At 71.0% G+C, this 20902-nt stretch carries 19 protein-coding genes; 13 read left to right on the top strand and 6 right to left on the bottom strand.

Features of this window, described 5'->3' with window-relative positions:
- Window positions 1-167: 167 nt before the first annotated feature.
- A complete protein-coding gene (locus AB0I10_RS19300) occupies window positions 168-653 on the top strand; it encodes an Rrf2 family transcriptional regulator (protein ID WP_363153700.1) in 486 nt (161 codons plus the stop codon).
- Window positions 654-741: 88 nt separating this feature from the next.
- Complete coding sequence (locus AB0I10_RS19295) at window positions 742-1575, top strand: arylamine N-acetyltransferase (protein WP_363153722.1); 834 nt, start codon at window positions 742-744, stop codon at window positions 1573-1575.
- Between the two features lie 51 nt (window positions 1576-1626).
- Here the strand turns inward: AB0I10_RS19295 and AB0I10_RS19290 are convergent, their stop codons facing one another.
- Window positions 1627-1890, bottom strand: coding sequence for a hypothetical protein (locus AB0I10_RS19290; protein WP_363153699.1), 264 nt, complete (start codon window positions 1888-1890; stop codon window positions 1627-1629).
- 95 nt (window positions 1891-1985) lie between these two features.
- Between AB0I10_RS19290 and holA the strand changes: the two genes are divergently transcribed.
- Window positions 1986-2975, top strand: coding sequence for a DNA polymerase III subunit delta (gene holA / locus AB0I10_RS19285; RefSeq protein ID WP_363153698.1), 990 nt, complete (start codon window positions 1986-1988; stop codon window positions 2973-2975).
- Between the two features lie 121 nt (window positions 2976-3096).
- On the opposite strand, the gene AB0I10_RS19280 is transcribed toward holA, so the two are convergent.
- Both AB0I10_RS19280 and rpsT read right to left on the bottom strand, forming a co-directional pair.
- Window positions 3097-3987 carry a hypothetical protein gene (locus AB0I10_RS19280; RefSeq protein ID WP_363153697.1) on the bottom strand — a complete coding sequence of 297 codons (891 nt, stop codon included), beginning with the start codon at window positions 3985-3987 and terminating at the stop codon, window positions 3097-3099.
- Window positions 3988-4323: 336 nt separating this feature from the next.
- A complete protein-coding gene (gene rpsT / locus AB0I10_RS19275; RefSeq protein WP_363153696.1) occupies window positions 4324-4590 on the bottom strand; it encodes a 30S ribosomal protein S20 in 267 nt (88 codons plus the stop codon).
- A 237-nt stretch (window positions 4591-4827) separates the two neighbouring features.
- Here rpsT and lepA point away from each other — a divergent pair, with 237 nt between their 5' ends.
- The 4 genes from lepA to hemW all read left to right on the top strand — a co-directional run bounded on the left by lepA (window position 4828) and on the right by hemW (window position 12631).
- Complete coding sequence (lepA, locus tag AB0I10_RS19270; protein WP_363153695.1) at window positions 4828-6696, top strand: translation elongation factor 4; 1869 nt, start codon at window positions 4828-4830, stop codon at window positions 6694-6696.
- Window positions 6697-7050: 354 nt separating this feature from the next.
- On the top strand, window positions 7051-8940 hold the full coding sequence (locus AB0I10_RS19265) for an AMP-binding protein (protein WP_363153694.1): 1890 nt from the start codon (window positions 7051-7053) through the stop codon (window positions 8938-8940).
- Window positions 8941-9257: 317 nt separating this feature from the next.
- Window positions 9258-11345: a SpoIIE family protein phosphatase gene (locus AB0I10_RS19260; RefSeq protein ID WP_363153693.1), complete on the top strand. Its 2088-nt coding sequence runs from the start codon at window positions 9258-9260 to the stop codon at window positions 11343-11345.
- A 53-nt stretch (window positions 11346-11398) separates the two neighbouring features.
- On the top strand, window positions 11399-12631 hold the full coding sequence (gene hemW, locus AB0I10_RS19255) for a radical SAM family heme chaperone HemW (protein ID WP_363153692.1): 1233 nt from the start codon (window positions 11399-11401) through the stop codon (window positions 12629-12631).
- 129 nt (window positions 12632-12760) lie between these two features.
- Here the strand turns inward: hemW and AB0I10_RS19250 are convergent, their stop codons facing one another.
- The gene (locus AB0I10_RS19250) at window positions 12761-13585 is read right to left on the bottom strand and encodes a DUF3097 domain-containing protein (protein WP_363153691.1); all 825 of its coding nucleotides are present in this window, start codon (window positions 13583-13585) and stop codon (window positions 12761-12763) included.
- Window positions 13586-13726: 141 nt separating this feature from the next.
- Entirely contained in the window at window positions 13727-14476 is a 750-nt protein-coding gene (locus tag AB0I10_RS19245; protein ID WP_363153690.1) for an MBL fold metallo-hydrolase, read from the bottom strand.
- A gap of 230 nt (window positions 14477-14706) precedes the next feature.
- Here AB0I10_RS19245 and hrcA point away from each other — a divergent pair, with 230 nt between their 5' ends.
- From hrcA to AB0I10_RS19225, 4 genes are read left to right on the top strand one after another with little or no spacing between them, the layout of a single operon-like run.
- Window positions 14707-15723, top strand: a complete 1017-nt coding sequence (gene hrcA, locus AB0I10_RS19240) for a heat-inducible transcriptional repressor HrcA (protein ID WP_363153689.1) — start codon at window positions 14707-14709, stop codon at window positions 15721-15723.
- Complete coding sequence (gene dnaJ / locus AB0I10_RS19235; protein WP_363153688.1) at window positions 15724-16863, top strand: molecular chaperone DnaJ; 1140 nt, start codon at window positions 15724-15726, stop codon at window positions 16861-16863. It begins immediately after the preceding gene.
- A gap of 53 nt (window positions 16864-16916) precedes the next feature.
- Window positions 16917-18011 (top strand): nitronate monooxygenase, encoded by a 1095-nt coding sequence (locus tag AB0I10_RS19230; protein WP_363153687.1) that lies wholly within the window; start codon window positions 16917-16919, stop codon window positions 18009-18011.
- The gene (locus tag AB0I10_RS19225) at window positions 18008-18751 is read left to right on the top strand and encodes a 16S rRNA (uracil(1498)-N(3))-methyltransferase (protein ID WP_363153686.1); all 744 of its coding nucleotides are present in this window, start codon (window positions 18008-18010) and stop codon (window positions 18749-18751) included. Before AB0I10_RS19230 ends, AB0I10_RS19225 begins: the two co-directional genes overlap by 4 nt.
- A gap of 242 nt (window positions 18752-18993) precedes the next feature.
- Here AB0I10_RS19225 and AB0I10_RS19220 read toward each other — a convergent pair whose 3' ends face one another.
- On the bottom strand, window positions 18994-19422 hold the full coding sequence (locus tag AB0I10_RS19220) for an OsmC family protein (protein ID WP_363153685.1): 429 nt from the start codon (window positions 19420-19422) through the stop codon (window positions 18994-18996).
- 206 nt (window positions 19423-19628) lie between these two features.
- Between AB0I10_RS19220 and AB0I10_RS19215 the strand changes: the two genes are divergently transcribed.
- Window positions 19629-19988 carry a histidine triad nucleotide-binding protein gene (locus tag AB0I10_RS19215; RefSeq protein WP_363153684.1) on the top strand — a complete coding sequence of 120 codons (360 nt, stop codon included), beginning with the start codon at window positions 19629-19631 and terminating at the stop codon, window positions 19986-19988.
- Between the two features lie 5 nt (window positions 19989-19993).
- A complete protein-coding gene (locus tag AB0I10_RS19210) occupies window positions 19994-20899 on the top strand; it encodes a ribonuclease Z (protein WP_363153683.1) in 906 nt (301 codons plus the stop codon).
- Window positions 20900-20902 lie beyond the last annotated feature (3 nt).

The following is a 20902-nucleotide window of genomic DNA, read 5'->3' as shown; positions in this document are numbered from 1 at the left end:
GAGGGCTTCGGCAGCCCGTCACCAGAGGTTCATCCGCTGTCTCCGGTGGCCCCTCGGGCCCCGCCCCGCCCGGTACGTCGCCCCGCCTGGTACCCCGCCCCGCCCGGTACACCGCGCGGCGTTCTGCCCACGTCGTCCCGTAAATCAGGATCTGTAGACTCCAGATTATGAGGATGAGTGAGGGTGTCGAGTGGGGCCTGCACTGCTGTGTGACGCTGGCCTGGCTCGAAGGGGAAGGGCCCGTGTCGACGGCACGGCTCGCGGCGTCCTTCGAGCTTCCCGCGCCCTATCTCAACAAGCGGCTGCAGGCGCTCGTACGGGCCGGAATCCTGAGCTCCACCCCCGGCGCGCGCGGCGGCTTCCGGCTCGCGCGGCCGCCGGAGCGGATCACGCTGATGGATGTCGTCGCGGCGATCGAGGGCACCGACGACGTCTTCCGCTGCACCGAGATCCGCCGTCAGGGAGCCGGAGCCGAGGCGCCCGCACGGGAGTTGGGCCGGCCCTGCGGTATCTCGACGGCCATGCGTAAGGCCGAGCTCGCCTGGCGCCGGGAGCTCGCCGCGCAGACCGTCGCCGATGTCATGGCCGGCGTTCCCGCGTCGGCGGTCGACCGCACCCGCCGCTGGTTCGCCTCGGAGCGGACGCACAGCTGAAGAGCGCAGATCGATGAATTCACACCTGATGAATTCACACCTGATGAACGCGCAAGTGATGAACGCGCATGTGAAGGACATACGCCTTATGGATGCCGCCGCCACCGATGCCTACCTTCGCCGGATAGGCGCCGCCCGCCCCGCGTCCCCCGACGCCGAGGGGCTGCGCACGCTGCACCTGCGACATCTGCGCAGCGTCCCCTTCGAGAACCTCTCCGTCCACCTCGGCGAGGAGATCGTGCTCGCGGAGCAGCCACTGCTGGACAAGATCGTCGGCGCTCGGCGCGGCGGCTTCTGCTACGAACTCAACGGCGCCTTCGCGGCTCTGCTAGGTGGCCTCGGCTACACCGTCGAGCTGCTGTCCGCCCGCGTCTTCGGCCCCAGGGGCTGGGGCATCCCGTACGACCACCTCGCACTGCGGGTGGACATGCCCGGCGGGCCGTGGCTCGTGGACGTCGGCTTCGGGAAGCACAGCCACTATCCGCTGCGGCTGGACGGCCGGGCCGATCAGCCCGATCCCGGCGGCGTCTTCCGTATCGAGGAGACACCCGAGGGTGACCTCGACGTCCTTCGGGACGGCGCCCCGCAGTACCGCCTCGAACAACGCCCGCGCGCACTCGCCGATTTCGAGGTCGGCTGCTGGTGGAACCGCACCTCGCCCGCCTCGCACTTCACCCAGTCGCTGGTCTGCTCACGGCTGACGGAGACCGGCCGGGTCACCCTCTCCGGCCCAACGCTCGTGATCACCGGGGCCGATGGTGCCCGCGACGAACGGGAGCTGGCCGATCCCGAGATCCTCCCCGCCTACCGGACCCACTTCGGCATCACGCTGGACCGGATTCCGCGGCCGGGTCAGACACCGAGTCGGTCGGACCGGCCGGCGACCGACGACCAGCGGCCAGCCGAGGCCGCTGGCCGCTAGCGACCCGCCCCCCCCGCCACCAGACACCTGCCACCACTGGCCCCCGGCCGTTCACTCGGCCTCCCGCCACCCCTCGTACTCCGCCGCGAGCCCGTCCAGCCGCGCCGGGTCGTAGGCGGCGTCCGGATCCTCGACCACGACCAGCCACTGCGCGTCCTCCGCGTCGTCCTCACCGGCCAGCGCGTCCCGTACCAGCTGGGGTTCCTCGGCGAGGCCGAACCGCTCGGCCAGTTCCTCGATCAGTTCCTCGGCCGCGTCGCGGTCGGGCAATACCAGGACATGACGTAGGTGTCGTACGTGTTGTGCATCGCTCACCGGACCATTGTCCGGCAGCGGGCCGGCGTCCCGAGCGGGGGCCCGGACGCAGATCCGGACGGCGCTGTCAGTGGGGCGTGGGATGCTGGACCGCGATGGCCAGGAAGACAGCTAACGACGACCCCCTCACCCCCGTCACGATCGCGGTGGGCCAGGAAGACCTGCTGCTGGACCGCGCCGTGCAGCAGGTGGTGGCGGCCGCCCGCGCGGCCGACGCGGACACCGACGTACGCGACCTCACCTCCGACCAGCTGCAGCCCGGCACCCTCGCCGAGCTGACCAGCCCCTCGCTCTTCGCCGAGCGCAAGGTCGTGGTGGTGCGCGGCTCCCAGGACCTCTCCGCGGACACCATCAAGGACGTCAAGGGATATCTCGGCGCGCCCGCCGAGGAGATCACCCTGGTGCTGCTGCACGCCGGCGGTGCCAAGGGCAAGGGCCTGCTGGACGCCGCCCGTAAGGCCGGGGCGCGCGAGGTGGCCTGCCCCAAGATGACGAAACCGGCCGACCGGCTGTCCTTTGTACGGGGCGAGTTCCGCTCGCTCGGGCGCTCCGCGACACCGGAGGCCTGTCAGTCGCTGGTCGACGCGATCGGCAGCGATCTGCGCGAGCTGGCCTCGGCCTGTTCGCAGTTGACCGCCGATATCGAGGGCACGATCGATGAGGCGATCGTGGGGCGTTACTACACGGGCCGTGCCGAGGCGTCGAGTTTCACCGTCGCGGACCGCGCCGTGGAGGGCCGCGCCGCCGAGGCGCTGGAGGCGCTGCGCTGGGCGATGTCGACCGGCGTCGCTCCCGTCATGATCACCAGCGCGCTCGCCCAGGGCGTCCGGGCCATCGGCAAGCTGGCCTCCGCGCCACGCGGCGCCCGCCCCGGCGACCTCGCCCGCGATCTGGGCATGCCGCCGTGGAAGATCGACCGGGTGCGGCAGCAGATGCGCGGCTGGACGGCGGACGGTGTCGCGACGGCGCTGCTGGCGGTGGCCGAGGCCGACGCGGGCGTCAAGGGCGGCGGCGACGATCCCGAATACGCCCTGGAGAAGGCCGTCGTGGCGATCGCCCGCGCGGCACGGTCCCGCTCCCACTGAGGCTGTACGGCGCGCGGTGTGTACGACGTGCAGTGTGTACGACGGGTGCGATGCGTACGACTGGTGCGATGCGTAGGACGGGTGCGATGCGTACGTAGGGGCACACACCGTCAGCCACCCGTCAGCGTGCCCCCGACCCCCGCAGCTGCTTCAGCGTCTCCGTAGCGCTGCTCTTCAGCATCGTCGCCACCTCACCGGAGCTCGGCTGCTTGGCGGAGCCGCTCGTCGAGGCATAGCTCGACCACGTCGACTGATACGTCATCCAGCCGTCGCGGACGCCGAGGATCGCATACGAGCTGCCGCTGGTGCCGCTGTCCTTCCGCGTCACCAGATATGCCTCGTCGCCGATGCCCGTCACGGGCTCGACCTGGTAGCCGGCCGCGACGTCCTGCTTCTCGTACGCGCGGTAGGTGTCCGCGAACTCCAGTGCCGGATCGCTCTTCTTGTGCAGGGTGGCGGTGCTGTAGAGCCAGGTCGAGGAGTAGTCGGAGCTGCCGGCGTTCTCCTGCTCCATCGTGACGTTGCACCACATGGAGTCCAGTGACTTCTCCTGGGCGCCGCTGTGCGCCGGATTGGGGTCCTTCGAGGCCGTGCCGGTGTTCTGCTTCGGCCGGTAGTGGGCGTCCTTGAAGGGCTTCAGCGAGGTGGCCGCACAGAGATCGCTGGTGTACGAGTAGCCCGCCAGGTCAGGGCTCGGCTCGGAGGAGAAGGCCCCGGTGGCGAACATCACGGAGGCCCACATCGCGGAGGCGGCGACCGCCCCGCCGATCGCCCACAGCCAGCCGGACGCGCCCCGGCCCGTATCCACCCCGGGAGCGCCCGGCACCCCTATGGGCGCGCCCGGAGTGCCCGGAGCGCCCGGAGTGCCCGCCGTCGGGTAGGCGTAGCCGCCGGGCCCCTGCGGCGGCGGCTGCTGAGCGTACGGGTTCTGCTGCGCGGGCACCTGCCCGTACGGATTGGGCTGTGACTGTGGCTGCGTGTAGGGATTGTTCTGTTCCCCCGAGACCGACATATTTGCTCCCCCGAGATGGATATGCCCGCAGAGTAGCGGGCCCCCGGAAAAACCGAACCCTCACGGAATCCCCGACCCACGGACTCGGTCCCGTCCCCACAACGAAAAACCCCGCCCGCCCCCGGGGAATGGGGGCAAAGGCGGGGTCTTCGTACAACGTATTCGCGGCTCCTGCGGCGGAATCCGCCGGCCGGGCCGAGTGCGCCGCACCCGCGTGGCGAACGCAGGCCGTGTGCGGCGCGGTGGTGCATCGATCAGGGAGCGGAGAGAGGGGCCGCTGGATCCCTGACCGCAGAGGTGGACCGTACGGTCCGGGTACTGCAGTCAGACGAAGGTTCAGCCCTTGAGGCCGGCGACCTTCTTGGCCAGCGCCGACTTCTTGTTGGCGGCGGCGTTCTTGTGAATGACACCCTTGCTGACGGCCTTGTCGAGCTTCTTGGCAGCCTCGGCCTGGGCGGTGGTGGCCTTCGCCAGGTCACCGGCCTCGATGGCCTCGCGGGTGCGACGGATCGAGGTCTTCAGAGCCGACTTGACAGCCTTGTTGCGCTGACGAGCCTTCTCGTTCGTCTTGATCCGCTTCATCTGGGACTTGATGTTCGCCACGAAAGAGCCTTTTCAGGTTCGTTGGAGTTTCGAGTTGCGCCGCGCACCGAGAGAGGGCACGAAGCGCAGTGGACCAGGTTACCAGCAGGGTCTACGGCCTCCCAAACCGGGCCCGAGCCGCCACCTGGGCCGCCATCTGTGCTCGCCCGAACCGGACCGGGGACGCCGCTCATGGGACGATAGGGGGAGACATCACATACGAGTCCCGCCTACCCGCGTTCACTGAATGGACCCTGCGTGCCCGCGACCCCTACGAACGTGCCGGAGCCGAGCCGTACCGACCCGGCTCTCCTCCGTAACTTCTGCATCATCGCGCACATCGACCACGGCAAGTCGACGCTCGCCGACCGGATGCTCCAGCTCACCGGTGTCGTCGACTCGCGGCAGATGCGCGCGCAGTACCTCGACCGCATGGACATCGAGCGCGAGCGCGGCATCACGATCAAGTCCCAGGCGGTCCGGCTGCCCTGGGCCCGTACGGACGAGGAAGGTGGCCCGACCCACATCCTCAACATGATCGACACTCCGGGCCACGTCGACTTCACCTACGAGGTCTCCCGCTCGCTGGCCGCGTGCGAGGCCTGCATTCTGCTGGTCGACGCAGCTCAGGGCATTGAGGCGCAGACCCTCGCCAACCTCTACCTGGCGATGGAGAACGACCTCACGATCATCCCCGTCCTCAACAAGATCGACCTGCCGGCCGCACAGCCCGAGAAGTTCGCCGCCGAGCTGGCGAACCTCGTCGGCTGCGACCCCGAGGACGTCCTGAAGGTCTCAGCCAAGACCGGCGTCGGCGTCCCCGAGCTGCTGGACAAGGTCGTCCGCGAGGTGCCGCCCCCGGTCGGCGTCAAGGACAGCCCCGCCCGCGCAATGATCTTCGACTCGGTCTACGACGCCTACCGCGGCGTGGTGACGTATGTAAAGGTCGTCGACGGCACGCTGAGCAAGCGTGAGCGGATCAAGATGATGTCCACCGGCGCCGCGCACGAGCTGCTGGAGATCGGCACCAACTCGCCGGAGATGACGGCCGCCGACGGCCTGTCCGTCGGTGAGGTGGGCTATCTGATCACCGGTGTGAAGGATGTCCGCCAGTCCAAGGTCGGCGACACGATCACCCAGCTCAGCAAGGGTGCCACCGAGGCGCTGGGCGGCTACAAGGACCCCAAGCCGATGGTGTTCTCGGGCCTGTACCCGCTGGACGGCTCGGACTACCCGGAGCTGCGCGAGGCGCTGGACAAGCTCCAGCTCAACGATGCCGCGCTGGTCTACGAACCGGAGACCTCCGCGGCCCTCGGCTTCGGCTTCCGCGTCGGCTTCCTGGGGCTGCTGCACCTTGAGGTCGTCCGCGAGCGCCTGGAGCGCGAGTTCGGCCTCGATCTGATCGCCACCGCGCCCAACGTGGTCTACCGGGTGGACATGGAGGACGGCGCCGAGCACACCGTCACCAACCCCAGCGAGTTCCCCACCGGCAAGATCGACCAGGTCCATGAGCCGGTCGTACGGGCCACGATCCTGGCGCCGAGCGAGTTCATCGGCGCGATCATGGAGCTGTGCCAGAACCGCCGCGGCACGCTGCTCGGCATGGACTACCTCTCCGAGGACCGTGTCGAGATCCGCTACACCCTGCCGCTCGCCGAGGTCGTCTTCGACTTCTTCGACCAGCTCAAGTCCAAGACCCGCGGCTATGCCTCGCTGGACTACGAGCCCACCGGCGAGCAGACCTCCGAGCTGGTCAAGGTCGACATCCTGCTGCACGGCGACAAGGTCGACGCGTTCTCCGCGATCACCCACAAGGACAAGGCGTACGCCTACGGTGTGCGGCTGGTCGCCAAGCTGCGGGAGCTGATTCCGCGGCAGAACTTCGAGGTGCCGATCCAGGCCGCCATCGGCAGCCGGGTCATCGCCCGTGAGACGGTCCGCGCCATCCGCAAGGACGTCCTCGCCAAGTGCTACGGCGGTGACATCTCCCGTAAGCGGAAGCTGCTGGAGAAGCAGAAGGAAGGCAAGAAGCGGATGAAGATGGTCGGCAACGTGGAGGTCCCGCAGGAGGCCTTCATCGCGGTGCTGTCCTCGGACTCCGACGGCGACGCGAAGTCGAAGAAGTAGCCGGCGAGCGGACCGAAGCGGCAAACCTCGCCAATCGAGACGCGTCACCGCAGAGCAGGGCGCCGGTCCCCAGGGGGCCGGCGCCCTGTCGGCTGTCCGGGTGGGTGCCGTGGCGGATACGGAGCGTGGCGTCGCCGGGCCTGTACGGTCCGTATTGCACGCGTGGCCTGCGGTTTTGTGCTCGGGGTGGCGGCCCGTCGGGTGGCGCGTGTGTCACATACACCTATCGCACTGGTCACATCGTGAACGAGTCGGCCGCAGCCCCTTACGCGCCGGCGAAACGCGCTCTACTCTGATCACTGCTCAAAGGTTACTCGCGAGTCACCAGCAACGAAGCGGGCCCCGGAGGATGCCGTGACGGACACCCACACGCTTATCGAAAGCCGGCCGCCCTCGGTGGCGAATCTCTTCCTGGAGCGGGTCGCCGCCACTCCCGATACCGAGGCCTACCGCTATCCCGTCCCACCGGCCTCGGGCACCGGCCCGGACGACTGGAAGGCGGTCTCCTGGGCCGAGGCCGCGGAGCGGGTCTTCGCCGCCGCGGCCGGTCTGATCGCGCTGGGCGTGCAGCCCGAGGAGCGGGTGGCGCTGGCCGCCAACACCCGCGTCGACTGGATCCTCGCCGACCTCGGTGTGCTGTGCTCCGGCGCCGCCACGACCACGGTCTACCCCAGCACCAACGTCGAGGAGACGGCCTACATCCTGGCCGACTCCGGCAGCCGGGTGCTGATCGCGGAGGATGCCGGACAGCTCGCCAAGGCCCGCGAGAAGCGCGCCGAGCTGCCTGATCTGGCGCATGTCGTCGTCATCGAGGAGGCGGACGCGCAGCCCGCGGAGGGCGACCCGGAGGGCTGGGTGCTCTCGCTCGCCGAGCTGGAGCGGCGCGGTGCCGCCCATCTGGAGAAGAACCCGGGCTGTGTGAAGGAGCGGGTCGCCGCGCTGCGCGCCGACCAGCTGGCGACGCTGATCTACACCTCCGGGACCACCGGCCGCCCCAAGGGCGTACGGCTCCCGCACGACTGCTGGTCGTACATGGCCCGCGCGATCCAGGCGACCGGGCTGGTCACCGACGACGATGTGCAGTACCTGTGGCTCCCGCTGGCGCATGTCTTCGGGAAGGTGCTCACCGCGGGGCAGATCTCGGTGGGGCATGTGATCGCCGTGGACGGCCGGGTCGACAAGATCATCGAGAATCTGCCGGTGGTGCAGCCGACGTATATGGCCGCCGTGCCGCGGATCTTCGAGAAGGTCTACAACGGTGTCGTGGCCAAGGCCCGGGCGGGCGGCGGCGCGAAGTACAAGATCTTCCAGTGGGCGGCCGGGGTGGCCCGCGAGTACGCCAAGGTCTCGCAGGACAACTTCCGGCGCACCGGCAACGCCTCGGTGCCGTTCGCGCTCGGCGCCAAGCACAAGGTCGCCGACGCGCTCGTCTACGCCAAGCTGCGGGAGGCCTTCGGCGGCCGGCTGCGCGCCGCGGTCTCCGGCTCGGCCGCGCTCGCGCCGGAGATCGGCTACTTCTTCTCCGGCGCCGGCATCCACATTCTGGAGGGCTACGGCCTGACGGAGTCCAGCGCCGCCAGCTTCGTCAACCCCGGCGAGGCCTACCGCACCGGTACCGTCGGCAAGCCGCTGCCCGGCACCGAGGTACGGATCGCCGAGGACGGCGAGATCCTGCTGCGCGGCCCCGGCATCATGCAGGGCTACCACGGCCTGCCGGACAAGACCGCCGAGGTCCTGGAGCCGGACGGCTGGTTCCACACCGGCGACATCGGCGAGCTGTCCCCGGACGGCTATCTGCGGATCACCGACCGCAAGAAGGACCTGATCAAGACCTCGGGCGGCAAGTACATCGCGCCGGCCGAGGTGGAGGGCCAGTTCAAGGCGGTCTGCCCGTTCGTCTCCAATGTGCTGGTGCACGGCGCCAACCGGAACTTCTGCACCGCGCTGATCGCGCTCGACGAGCCGACGATCCTGGGCTGGGCGAAGGAACGCGGCGTCGCCGGCACGACGTACGCCGAGGTCGTCGCCACCGACCAGGTCCGGGAGCTGATCGACGGCTATGTCGAGCGGGTCAACGAGGGTCTGCAGCGCTGGCAGCAGATCCGTAAGTTCCGGCTGCTGCCGCGTGACCTGGACATCGAGCACGGTGAGGTGACACCCAGCCTCAAGGTCAAGCGGCCGGTGGTGGAGCGGGCGTTCAAGGACCTGCTGGACGAGATGTACGCGGGGTCGCGCGAGGCCTGACGGGTAGGTCCTACGCGCGCCGGACGGGCCCGAGGTCGCGCGGGTCCGTCGTACGGGGCGGTGCGGAGTGGCGAGAGCCGCTTCCGCGCCGCCCCGTGGCGCTGTTCCCGTACGGGCAGGTGTTCTGGAAGGTGCCCTGTGTGCGGAAGCTGTCCCTCCAGATTCCCCGCGCGCGTCGGCCAACTCCCATGGCGCGTCGGCCGAATCGTCCGTCGAGGCTACCCACTTCGGTGACTCGTCGCTTATGGCCGCCCTCTGTCTGTCACTCTGTCGTTGGCGCATCCGGCGCTGTAGCGGAGCTGCTCGGGAGTTGGTCAATGAGGACGACAACTTCGGTTCAACGGGACGACGTCGCGAGAGCGACGGCCGGCGGCCGCTCCTGCGGCGGCTCCGGCGAGGGGCCGGCCGCCCGCTCCCTGCGGGCCAGCCTGCCCGGGGACCCGCGGGCCGCTGCCGCCGCCCGGCAGTTCGTCCGGGCCGCGTTCGCCGACTGGACCGCCCAGGGGCTGCCCGGCGCCGAAGGGCTCACCGACCGGCTGGCGGACGAAGCGGTGCTGCTGGTCAGCGAGTTGGTCACGAACGCCGTGGTGCACGCCGGCACCGCCGTCGAACTGCGCTGCCGGCTGGAGGAGCCGGTGCACCAGCCGGAGCCGGTGGCCTACCCGGAGCGGGTCGCGGACCCCGACGCCGTACCGGGCGCGGGCGACCCGGACGACTTCTCCCGTGTGGGTGTCGTCATCGAGGTCTCCGACCACCACTCCGCGCGGCCGGTGCGCGGCCACGAAGGCGGCGAGGGCGGCGCAGCCTCCGAAAGCGGTGGTCATGGCCTGCAGTTGGTCGGGGCGGTCGCCGAATCCTGGGGCATCACCTACCGCCGCGCCATGAAGACCGTGTGGTTCCGGCTGCCCGCGGGCGCCCCCGAGGGCGGCGTACGGCCCGAGCTTGAGGCCGATTTCGACAGCCAGATGCTCCAGCACGGACTGCGCGCCGCCGAACTCCTCGCCCCGGCGCCGCGCCGTGCCACCCGCCGGCACTCCGACACCGACTGGATCCACCAGGGCGCCCTCTCCTTCCTCGCCGAGGCCTCCGACCTGCTCTCCGGTCAGCTCGACGCCGACCAAGTCGCTTCCCTCGCCGCCCAGTTGATCGTGCCGCGGCTCGCCGACTGGTGCGCGGTGTGGCTGTACGACGGCGACGGCGGCGCGCCCGGACGTGGCATAGCCGCGGACGCCCAGGCGCAGCGGCTCGCGCGCGTCTGGCACTCCAACGAGAGCCGGATCGATTCTCTGCGTACCGCCTTGGAGAAGCAGCCGCCGGCGATGGCGGGCGGCGACACGGGCGGCGCGGGCAGCACGCCCACCGCGGCCTCCTGGCCCTGGCCGCACGACCCGGGCGGGTACGAGCCCGGCGGCGCGGCCCTGGTCTGCCCCCTGGTGGCCGGCGGTCGCCGGCTCGGCACGCTGCTGCTCGGCCGGGACGGTCTGCGGCGCTTCCCCGACGAGGTCCTCGGCCTGATCGAGGACCTGTGCCGCCGCGTCGCCCGCGCCGTCGCCACCGCCCGCGCTTACAGCCGCCAGGAGCGCATCAGCCAGGTCCTGCAACGCAGGCTGCTGCCCCGGGGGCGCGCACTGGTGCCCGGGGTGGAGTCGGCGGTCGTCTACGAACCGCGTGAGGGCGCCTGGGCGGGCGGCGACTTCTGGGATCTCTTCGACGCCGGCGACGGCCGCTGGTGCTTCGCCCTCGGCGATGTCTGCGGCAGTGGCCCCGAGGCGGCCGCGGTGACCGGCCTGGCCCGGCCCGTACTGCGGCTGCTGGCCCGCGACGGCTTCGGCGTCTCGGAGGTGCTCGACCGGCTCAACAAGACCATGGCGCGGGAGGCCGCGGACTCCGTCGCGGCGGTCGCGGCGGCGGTGGCGGCGGCCGGCGCCGGGGCGGAGGCGCCCGTCGAGATCCGCGACGAGGGCGAACAGGCCCGCTTCCTGTCCCTCCTCTACGGCGAGATCGTGCCGTACCAGGGCGACTCCGGCGGTGCCCGCTGCACCCTCGCCAGTGCCGGCCACCCGCTGCCGCTGGTGCTGGGCGTGGACGGCGTGGTGCGGGTCGTCGCGGCGCCGCAGATGCTGCTGGGAGTGGTCGAGGACGCCTCGTACGTCAGCGAATCGTTCGACCTCTGTCCCGGTGAAACGCTGCTGTGTGTGACGGACGGGGTGACCGAGCGCCGCTCGGGACGGCACCAGTTCGACGACGAGGACGGCCTGGCCACGGCTTTCGCCGCCACCACCGGCCTGGGTGTCACCGCCATCGCGGAACACATCCGCAACGCCGTCCACGCCTTCGCCCCGAACCCGCCCGACGACGACCTGGCCCTGCTGGTCCTCCAGGCGGCGGCGAGCGGGGCGCCGTAGGGCGGCGTCAGCGAGCGGACCGACCCCGCCCCCGTATGACGGACAATGGCCCCATGCCTTCCGCACTGCCTGATGGTGAGCCGATGCCCGAGGACGGGTCGCTGCCCGGTCATGCGCTGACGGGGGCGGCCGAGCGACCCCTCGGCTTCTATCTGCATGTGCCGTACTGCGCGACCCGCTGCGGCTACTGCGATTTCAACACCTACACCGCGAGTGAGCTGCGCGGCTCCGGCGGCGCGCTGGCCTCCCGCGACAACTACGCCGACACCGTCGTGGAAGAGATCCGGCTGGCCCGCAAGGTGCTGGGCGCCGACCCCCGCCCCGTCGAGACGGTCTTCGTGGGCGGCGGTACCCCGACCCTGCTCCCCGCCGCCGACCTCGGCCGGATGCTGGCCGCCATCCGCGAGGAATTCGGCCTCGCGCCGGGCGCCGAGATCACCACCGAGGCCAATCCGGAATCCGTCGATCCGCGCTATCTCGCCGAGCTGCGCGAGGGCGGTTTCAACCGTGTCTCCTTCGGCATGCAGAGCGCGCGCCAGCACGTACTCAAGATCCTCGACCGCACGCACACCCCGGGCCGCCCCGAGGCCTGCGTCGCGGAGGCCCGCGCGGCCGGATTCGACCACGTCAACCTCGATCTGATCTACGGCACACCGGGCGAGACCGACGACGACTGGCGGGCATCCCTGGACGCGGCGATCGGCGCCGGCCCCGACCATGTCTCCGCCTACGCCCTGATCGTCGAGGAAGGCACCCAGCTGGCCCGCCGGATCCGCCGCGGCGAGGTCCCGATGACCGACGACGATGTGCACGCCGACCGCTATCTCATCGCCGACGAACGCCTCGCCGCAGCCGGTTTCACCTGGTACGAGGTCTCGAACTGGGCGACCACCGAGGCCGCCCGCTGCCGCCACAACGAGCTGTACTGGACCGGCGCGGACTGGTGGGGCGCGGGCCCCGGCGCACACAGCCACGTCGGCGGCGTGCGCTGGTGGAACGTCAAGCACCCCGGCGCCTACGCCCAGGCCCTCACCGAGGGCCGTTCCCCGGGCGCCGGCCGCGAGATCCTCCCCGACGAGGACCGCCGCGTCGAACGCATCCTCCTGGAACTCCGCCTGGTGGACGGCTGCCCGCTGGCCCTCCTCGCCCCGGCGGGCGCGCGCGCCGCGTCCCGTGCCCTGGACGACGGGCTGCTGGAGCCCGGGCCGTACGAGGCAGGCCGGGCCGTGCTGACGTTGCGCGGGCGGCTGCTCGCGGACGCTGTGGTGCGGGATCTGGTGGACTGACCGGCATCCCCGCGTGCGCGGGGAGCAAGCTTTGCTCGGCAGTGTCGACGAGCTCATCGACGGACCATCTCCGCACGTGCGGAGCGCAAGCCGGTCAGCCCTCCGGGCTGCCAACGAAAAGTCGGCTCGCTACGGCACGGTCACGTGATCGATGAGCCGCTCGACCGCGCCCAGCAACGCCGGTTCGAGATCCCGGTACGAGCGCACGCCGGACAGAATCCGCTGCCACGCCGCGCCGGTGTTCTCCGGCCAGCGCAGGGCGCGGCACACCCCGGTCTTCCAGTCCTGGCCGTGGGGGACGGACGGCCAGGCCGGGATGCCGATCGACGCCGGCTTCACGGCTTCCCAGACGTCGATGTACGGGTGGCCGACGACCAGCACATTTGCGTCTGTGACCGATGCCGCGATGCGGGATTCCTTCGAGCCGGGGACCAGGTGGTCGACGAGGACGCCGAGGCGGGCGTCGGGGCCGGGGGAGAAGGAGCGGACGATCGCCGGGAGGTCGTCGATGCCCTCCAGGTACTCCACGACCACGCCCTCGATACGCAGGTCGTCGCCCCAGACACGTTCGACCAGCTCCGCGTCATGGCGGCCCTCCACGTAGATGCGGCCCGCACGGGCGACCCGGGCGCGGGCCCCGGGGACGGCCAGTGAGCCGGACGCGGTGCGCTGCGGGCCCTGCTGCCGGGGCGGGGCCGAGGGCCGTACGAGCGTGACGACTTTGCCCTCCAGAAGGAAGCCGCGCGGTGCCATGGGGAAGACCCGGTGCTTGCCGAAGCGGTCCTCAAGCGTCACGGTCGGTCCCTCGGCGGTCTTCTCGCAGCGGATCACGGCCCCGCAGAAGCCCGAGGTGATCTCCTCGACCACGAGGTCCGGCTCGGCCGCCACCTCCGGCGCCGGCCGCTGCTTCTTCCATGGAGGGGTGAGGTCGGGGCTGTAGCGGTTGCTTTGCATGGGTGCCTGTTCCGGGGTGGCTGGGTATTTCGGCTGCGGGTCCGGGGTTCTCCCCCGGGGGACGCAGTCGGCTGGTGGTTCGGGGGCCGTCCCCCGATGGATGCAGCCGGGACCTGAAGGAAGGTAAGGGGAGACGACGCCTCAGGCGCGGGACACGCCGAAGCGGGCGGCGAGCGCGTCGCGTTGGTCACGGACGAAACGGGCATTCACCGCGGCGCCGTGCCCCGGTACGTACACCGCGTCCTCGCCGCCGAGGGCCAGCAGCCGGTCCAGGGCCCCGGGCCACTGCTGGGGCAGCGCGTCACGGCCCGCCTGGGGCTCACCGGACTCCTCGACCAGGTCGCCGCAGAAGACGATCTCCGGTTCGCCGCCCCGGCCCGGCACCAGTACGGCCAGGTCGTGGGCGGTGTGACCGGGGCCGACGTTGGCGAGCAGTACCGACCGGCCGCCGAGATTCACACTCAGCTCGCCATGGACGTGGTGATGCGGACGGACCAGCAGGTCGGTGGCCTCCGCGGCGGCGTCCCGGTCGACTCCATGGCGCATGGCGTCATGCCGCAGCGCGTCACGCTCACGATCCAGCAGCTCCGCCAGGCCGGCCGCGCCGAACACCTCGACGCCCGCGAACGCGGCGGTCCCCAGCACATGATCGAAATGCGGGTGGGTGAGAGCGACATGCGTCACTTCCCGGCCGAGCACACCGCGGATCGCGCGCCGCAGGTCCGCGCCGTCGCGGAGGGTCGCACCGGTGTCGACGATCAGCACCCCGGTCGCTCCCGCGATCACGCCGATCGTCTCGTCCCAGCCGGGCATCCGACGCCGCGCCACACCGTCACCGAGCCGTTCCCAGCCGGCCTCTTCCCAAGGGGCGTTTTCCCAAGCAGTGTGCATACCGAGACGCTAGCTCTCCCGCGATAGCGTTGCCCGATGACTGCCCCGCGGACCTGCTTTTCCCGGCCCCGGGGCACGTACTCGGCCGGTCCCGGGGCAAGTACTGGGTATGGCTGCCCTTGCCGCGGCCGTGCTACCCGGCCGTACACTGGCTCAGGGCTTGGCACTCGGCCCGTGTGAGTGCCAGGCGAGACGATATCGGCGGGACGGCCGGACTGGAGGTGCGCAGGATGCTCAGTGAACGCAGGCTCGAAGTGCTGCGCGCCATCGTCCAGGACTATGTCGGGACGGAGGAGCCGGTCGGCTCCAAGGCCCTCACCGAGCGCCATCAGCTCGGCGTCTCCCCGGCCACGGTCCGCAACGACATGGCGGCCCTGGAGGACGAGGGATTCATCGCCCAGCCGCACACCAGCGCCGGGCGGATCCCGACCGACAAGGGCTACCGCCTGTTCGTCGACAAGCTCGCCGGCGTCAAGCCGCTGTCCTCCCCGGAGCGGCGGGCCATCCAGAACTTCCTGGACGGCGCCGTCGACCTCGACGACGTGGTGGGCCGTACGGTCCGGCTGCTGGCGCAGCTGACCCGGCAGGTCGCAGTCGTGCAGTACCCCTCCCTGACCCGGTCCACGGTCCGGCATGTCGAGCTGCTGGCGCTGGCCCCGGCCCGCCTGATGCTCGTACTGATCACGGACACCGGACGGGTCGAGCAGCGGCTGGTCGACTGCGAGACGCCGTTCGCCGAAACGTCCCTGGCGGATCTCCGGGCGCGGCTCAACAGCCGTGTCGTGGGGCGCAAGTTCGCGGATGTGCCGCAACTGGTGCAGGATCTGCCGGAATCCTTCGAGCAGGACGACCGCAGCACGGTCTCGACAGTGCTGTCGGTGTTGCTGGAGACTTTGGTGGAGGAGACCGAGGAGCGACTGGTGATCGGCGGCACCGCCAATCTCACGCGCTTCGGGCACGATTTCCCACTGACCATCCGGCCGGTGCTGGAGGCCCTTGAGGAGCATGTGGTGCTGCTCAAGCTGCTCGGGGAGGCCAAGGACTCGGGCATGACCGTACGAATCGGGCATGAGAATGCCCATGAAGGCCTGGCGTCCACATCGGTCGTCGCGGTCGGCTACGGTTCGGGCGACGAGGCAGTCGCCAAACTCGGCGTGGTCGGACCGACCCGCATGGACTACCCCGGAACGATGGGAGCGGTACGCGCAGTGGCACGTTACGTCGGACAAATCCTCGCGGAGTCGTAAGTGGCCACGGATTACTACGCGGTCCTGGGCGTTCGGCGCGATGCATCCCAGGACGAGATCAAGAAGGCTTTCCGGCGTCTGGCGCGTGAGCTGCACCCGGATGTGAACCCTGATCCCAAGACCCAGGAGCGGTTCAAGGAGATCAACGCCGCTTACGAGGTCCTGTCGGACCCGCAGAAGAAGCAGGTCTACGACCTCGGCGGCGACCCCCTTTCGCAGTCCGGCGGAGCCGGTGGCGGCGCGGGCGGCTTCGGTGCGGGCTTCGGCAACTTCTCCGACATCATGGACGCCTTCTTCGGCACGGCCTCGCAGCGCGGACCGCGCTCGCGCACCCGCCGCGGCCAGGACGCCATGATCCGGCTCGACATCGAGCTGAGCGAGTCGGCCTTCGGCACGACCAAGGACATCCAGGTCGACACCGCCATCGTCTGTACGACATGCACCGGTGAGGGCGCGGCGCCGGGGACCTCGGCGCAGACCTGTGACATGTGCCGCGGCCGCGGTGAGGTCTCGCAGGTCACCCGGTCCTTCCTCGGCCAGGTCATGACGTCCCGGCCGTGCCCCCAGTGCCAGGGCTTCGGGACGGTCGTGCCGACGCCGTGCCCGGAGTGCGCGGGCGACGGGCGCATCCGCTCCCGCCGCACCCTGACCGTCAAGATCCCGGCCGGTGTCGACAACGGGACCCGGATCCAGCTCGCGGGCGAGGGCGAGGTCGGCCCCGGCGGCGGCCCCGCCGGCGACCTCTACGTCGAGATCCATGAGCTGCCGCACCCGGTCTTCCAGCGGCGCGGCGACGATCTGCACTGCACGGTCACCATCCCGATGACGGCGGCCTCCCTGGGCACGAAGTGCCCGCTGGAGACGCTGGACGGGGTGGAGGAGATCGACGTCCGTCCCGGCACGCAGTCGGGCCAGTCGATCCCGCTGCACCAGCGCGGTGTGACGCATCTGCGCGGCGGCGGCCGGGGCGATCTGATCGTCCACGTCGAGGTACAGACCCCGTCCAAGCTCGACCCGGAACAGGAAGAGCTGCTGCGGCGGCTGGCCAAGCTCCGTGGTGAAGAACGCCCCACGGGCCAGTTTCAACCGGGGCAGCAGGGACTCTTCTCGCGGCTGAAGGATGCGTTCAACGGGCGGTAGTTCACACCCGGCCCCCGTTCGGAACACGGCGGTGGGCGTGACACGATGTCGTCATGCCCACCGCGCTGACCGATCTCTGCCGCTACCCGATCGTGCAGGCCCCGATGGCGGGCGGCGCCGCCTGTCCGGAGCTCGCCGCCGCCGTCAGTGAAGCCGGTGGTCTCGGTTTCCTCGCCGCCGGTTACAAAACCGCCGACGGGATGTACCAGGAGATCAAGCAGCTGCGCCGGCTGACCGAGCGGCCCTTCGGCGTCAACCTCTTCATGCCGCAGCCCACGCTCGCCGATGTCACGGCCGTCGAGGCCTACCGCGAGCAACTCGCCGGCGAATCGGCCTGGTACGAGACCCCGCTCGGCGAGCTCGACCCGTACGGCGGCGTCGACGACGGCTACGAGGCCAAGCTGGCGATCCTCCGCGAGGACCCGGTGCCGGTGGTCTCCTTCGCCTTCGGCTGCCCCTCCCGCGCGGTGCTCGACTCGCTCGCCAAGGTCGGTACGTACACCGTCGTGACCGTCACCACCACCGCCGAGGCACAGGCCGCGCAGTGGTCCGGTGCGGACGCCGTGTGCGTCCAGGGCATCGAGGCCGGCGGCCACCAGAGCACCCACCGCGACGACCCGCAGGCCGACGGCACCGGCGCCGGCATCGGGCTGCTCTCCCTGATCGCGCAGGTCTACGAGGCGGTGCAGATCCCGATCATCGCCGCGGGCGGGCTGATGCGCGGCTCACAGATCGCCGCCGTGCTGTCTGCGGGTGCCGCCATGGCGCAGCTCGGCACGGCGTTCCTGATCACCCCCGAGTCGGGCGCGAACATCCTGCACAAGCAGGCGCTGACCAACCCGCTGTTCACCCGCACCGAGCTGACCCGGGCGTTCTCCGGGCGCCCGGCCCGCGGCCTGGTGAACCGTTTCCTGCGCGAGCACGGCCCGTACGCCCCGGCCGCCTACCCCGCCGTCCACCACCTCACCTCGGGCCTGCGCAAGGCCGCGGCCAAGGCGGGTGATGCGCAGGGCATGGCGCTGTGGGCCGGGCAGGGCCACCGGATGGCGCGCGAGCTGCCCGCCGGGCAGCTGGTGGAGGTGCTGGTGGCCGAACTGGACGCGGCGCGCGCCGCGTTGAAGCTCGGCGGCGCCGGGGCCGTGTCGTGACGGCGCCGGTCTTCCTCGTCGATTCGCTCGCGGACGTACGGGCCGGCGGCACGCTGACCCTGGACGGACCGGAGGGCCGGCACGCGGTGTCGGTGCGCCGGCTGCGGGTCGGCGAGGAGATCGTGCTGACGGACGGCGGCGGTACCGGCGCCGAGGGCACCGTCGCGGCCGTCGAGGGCAAGGACCGGCTCACCGTCGCGGTCACCGGAATCCGCACCGAGGCCACACCGACGCCCCTGATCACCGTCGTCCAGGCGCTGCCCAAGGGCGACCGCGGCGAGCTGGCCGTCGAGACGATGACGGAGACCGGTGTCGATGCCATCGTCCCCTGGGCGGCGGCGCGTTGCGTCACCCAGTGGAAGGGCGAGCGGGCCGCCAAGTCGCTGGCGAAGTGGCGTGCCACGGCCCGCGAGGCGGGCAAGCAGTCGCGCCGGCTGACCTTCCCCGAGGTCGCGGACCCGCTGACGACCAGGCAGGTGGCGGCGCTGCTCGCCGACGCCGACTTCGCCGCGGTCCTCCACGAGGAGGGCAGCAGCCCGCTCGCCACCGCCGAACTCCCCACCACCGGCCGTATCGTGCTCGTCGTCGGCCCCGAGGGCGGTGTCTCCCCGGAGGAGCTCAACGCCTTCGCCGAGGCCGGCGCCAAGCCCTATCGCCTCGGCACGACCGTCCTGCGCACCTCCACCGCCGGCACGGCCGCCACGGCGCTGCTGCTGGGCCGCACGGGGCGCTGGAGCTGAGTGCCCCGGCGAGCCGCGCAGGCATCCGGCGTGCCCCATTCGGGTGATCGCACGCTGCGCCCTCGGCCCGCGTCGGACGTGCGTCCGGGCCACCGCTCCCACACACGACGAGCAGGCGGCACAAAACGATCGTGACATGACCCACTGACAACGCAGCGGTGCGCCGACCGGCCCTCAGGAGCCGGTCGGCGCACCGCCGTTCGCGTACAGGTATCCGCCGGCCGGATCGGCCGGCCCTGGCGTCAGACCAGCCGGGCGTCGAGCGTGATGTTCTTGACGCCCGCCAGCGCCTGGCTCACCGGGCAGTTCTTCTTGGCGTCCTCGGCCGCGGCCTGGAACTCCTCCTCGGACAGGCCGGGGACGCTGGCCCGGACGGTCAGGACGATGCCGGTGATGCCCTCGCCCGGCTGGAAGGTCACATCGGCCTGGGTGTCCAGCGACGCGACGGTGTGGCCCTTGCCCGCCAGGCCGTGCGAGAAGGCCATGGAGTAGCAGGAGGAGTGGGCCGCCGCGATGAGCTCCTCGGGGCTGGTGACGCCGTTCGGCTGCTCCGCGCGGGCGGGCCAGTTCACGTCGTACGTACCGATGTTGGAAGAGGACAGGGCGACGGTGCCCTTGCCCTCCAGGAGGTTGCCTTCCCAGTGGGTGTTGGCGGTGCGCGTGGTTGCCATGGTGCATAACTCCCGGTTGTGGGCGAAAGTGATCAGCGGTCAGCTTAGAGCCTGTCCGGTGGAGGCCCGGGGCCCCGCCCGCCGCGGAGGGTGACGGCCCGTCCGCGCCGCGTAGGGGTGCGGTGGCCGGCCCCGCAGGCGCCGCCCGGTAGCATCCGAGGCCGTGCGCACCGTGCGTACGACCGATGACCCGGGAGGAGCCACCGGTGGCGGGAGAACCGCAGGCCGACTGCCTGTTCTGCAAGATCGTGGCGGGGGAGGTACCGGCGACCATCGTGCGGGAGACCGAGACCACCGTCGCGTTCCGCGACATCAACCCCCAGGCCCCGACGCATGTCCTGGTGATCCCCAAGGTGCACTACCCGGACGCCGCGGCCCTCGCCGCCGCCGAACCTCAGGTCATCGCCGACATACTGCGCGAGTCCCGCGAGGTCGCCGCCGAGGACAAGGTCGAGGACAGGGGCTACCGGGTCGTCTTCAACACCGGCGCCGGCGCGGGCCAGACCGTCTTCCACGCGCATCTGCACGTGCTCGGCGGCCGCGGCCTCCAGTGGCCCCCCGGGTAACAGCCGTGTCCGTACGCGAACTGGTCGTCCTCGGCACCGCAAGCCAGGTCCCCACCCGGCACCGCAACCACAACGGCTATCTGCTGCGGTGGGACGGCCAGGGGCTGCTCTTCGACCCCGGTGAGGGGACGCAGCGTCAGATGCTGCGCGCCGGGGTCGCCGCCCACGACCTCAACCGGATCTGCATCACCCACTTCCACGGCGACCACTCGCTGGGCCTGGCCGGGGTGATCCAGCGGATCAACCTGGACCAGGTGCCGCACCCCGTCACCGCCCACTATCCGGCCAGCGGGCAGCGCTTCTTCGACCGGCTGCGCTATGCCACCGCGTACCGGGAGACGGTCCGCCTCACCCAGCGGCCGGTCGACAGCGACGGCGAGCTGGACCGTTCGGCGTCGTACACGCTGGAGGCGCGGAAGCTCTCGCATCCCGTCGAGTCGTACGGCTACCGCCTCGTGGAGCCGGACGCCCGGCGGATGCTGCCCGACCGGCTGGCCGCGCACGGCATCGCGGGACCGGACGTCGGCCGGCTGCTGCGGGCCGGTGAGCTCAACGGCGTCACCCTCGACGAGGTGAGCGAGGTCCGGCCCGGCCAGCGGTTCGCGTTCGTGATGGACACCCGGCTGTGTTCGGGGGTGTACGCGCTCGCGGAGGGCGTGGACATGCTCGTCATCGAGTCGACATTCCTGGACGAGGATGTCCAACTGGCCGTCGATCACGGTCACTTGACGGTTGGGCAGGCCGCCGGGGTGGCCATGGATGCGGGCGTGCGGCACCTTGTGCTGACGCATTTCTCGCAGCGCTACTCCGACCCCTCGGAGTTCGAGCGGCAGGCACGCGCAGCGGGGTTCACCGGCGAACTCACCGTCGCCCAGGACCTGATGCGCGTGCCGCTCCCCAAGAGGCGCTGACCG

This window comes from Streptomyces sp. NPDC050636 (assembly GCF_040654775.1).
Lineage (GTDB): Bacteria > Actinomycetota > Actinomycetes > Streptomycetales > Streptomycetaceae > Streptomyces.
This window is presented reverse-complemented; position numbering and strand designations above follow the sequence as displayed.

Coding starts and splice junctions, on each gene's coding strand:
- AB0I10_RS19300 (WP_363153700.1), top strand. CDS start 168: ATGAGGATGAGTGAGGGTGTCGAGTGGGGCCTGCACTGCTGTGTGACG.
- AB0I10_RS19250 (WP_363153691.1), bottom strand. CDS start 13,585: ATGCAAAGCAACCGCTACAGCCCCGACCTCACCCCTCCATGGAAGAAG.
- AB0I10_RS19295 (WP_363153722.1), top strand. CDS start 742: ATGGATGCCGCCGCCACCGATGCCTACCTTCGCCGGATAGGCGCCGCC.
- holA (WP_363153698.1), top strand. CDS start 1,986: ATGGCCAGGAAGACAGCTAACGACGACCCCCTCACCCCCGTCACGATC.
- AB0I10_RS19230 (WP_363153687.1), top strand. CDS start 16,917: ATGCCCACCGCGCTGACCGATCTCTGCCGCTACCCGATCGTGCAGGCC.
- hrcA (WP_363153689.1), top strand. CDS start 14,707: ATGCTCAGTGAACGCAGGCTCGAAGTGCTGCGCGCCATCGTCCAGGAC.
- AB0I10_RS19280 (WP_363153697.1), bottom strand. CDS start 3,987: ATGTCGGTCTCGGGGGAACAGAACAATCCCTACACGCAGCCACAGTCA.
- AB0I10_RS19260 (WP_363153693.1), top strand. CDS start 9,258: ATGAGGACGACAACTTCGGTTCAACGGGACGACGTCGCGAGAGCGACG.
- AB0I10_RS19245 (WP_363153690.1), bottom strand. CDS start 14,476: ATGCACACTGCTTGGGAAAACGCCCCTTGGGAAGAGGCCGGCTGGGAA.
- AB0I10_RS19220 (WP_363153685.1), bottom strand. CDS start 19,422: ATGGCAACCACGCGCACCGCCAACACCCACTGGGAAGGCAACCTCCTG.
- hemW (WP_363153692.1), top strand. CDS start 11,399: ATGCCTTCCGCACTGCCTGATGGTGAGCCGATGCCCGAGGACGGGTCG.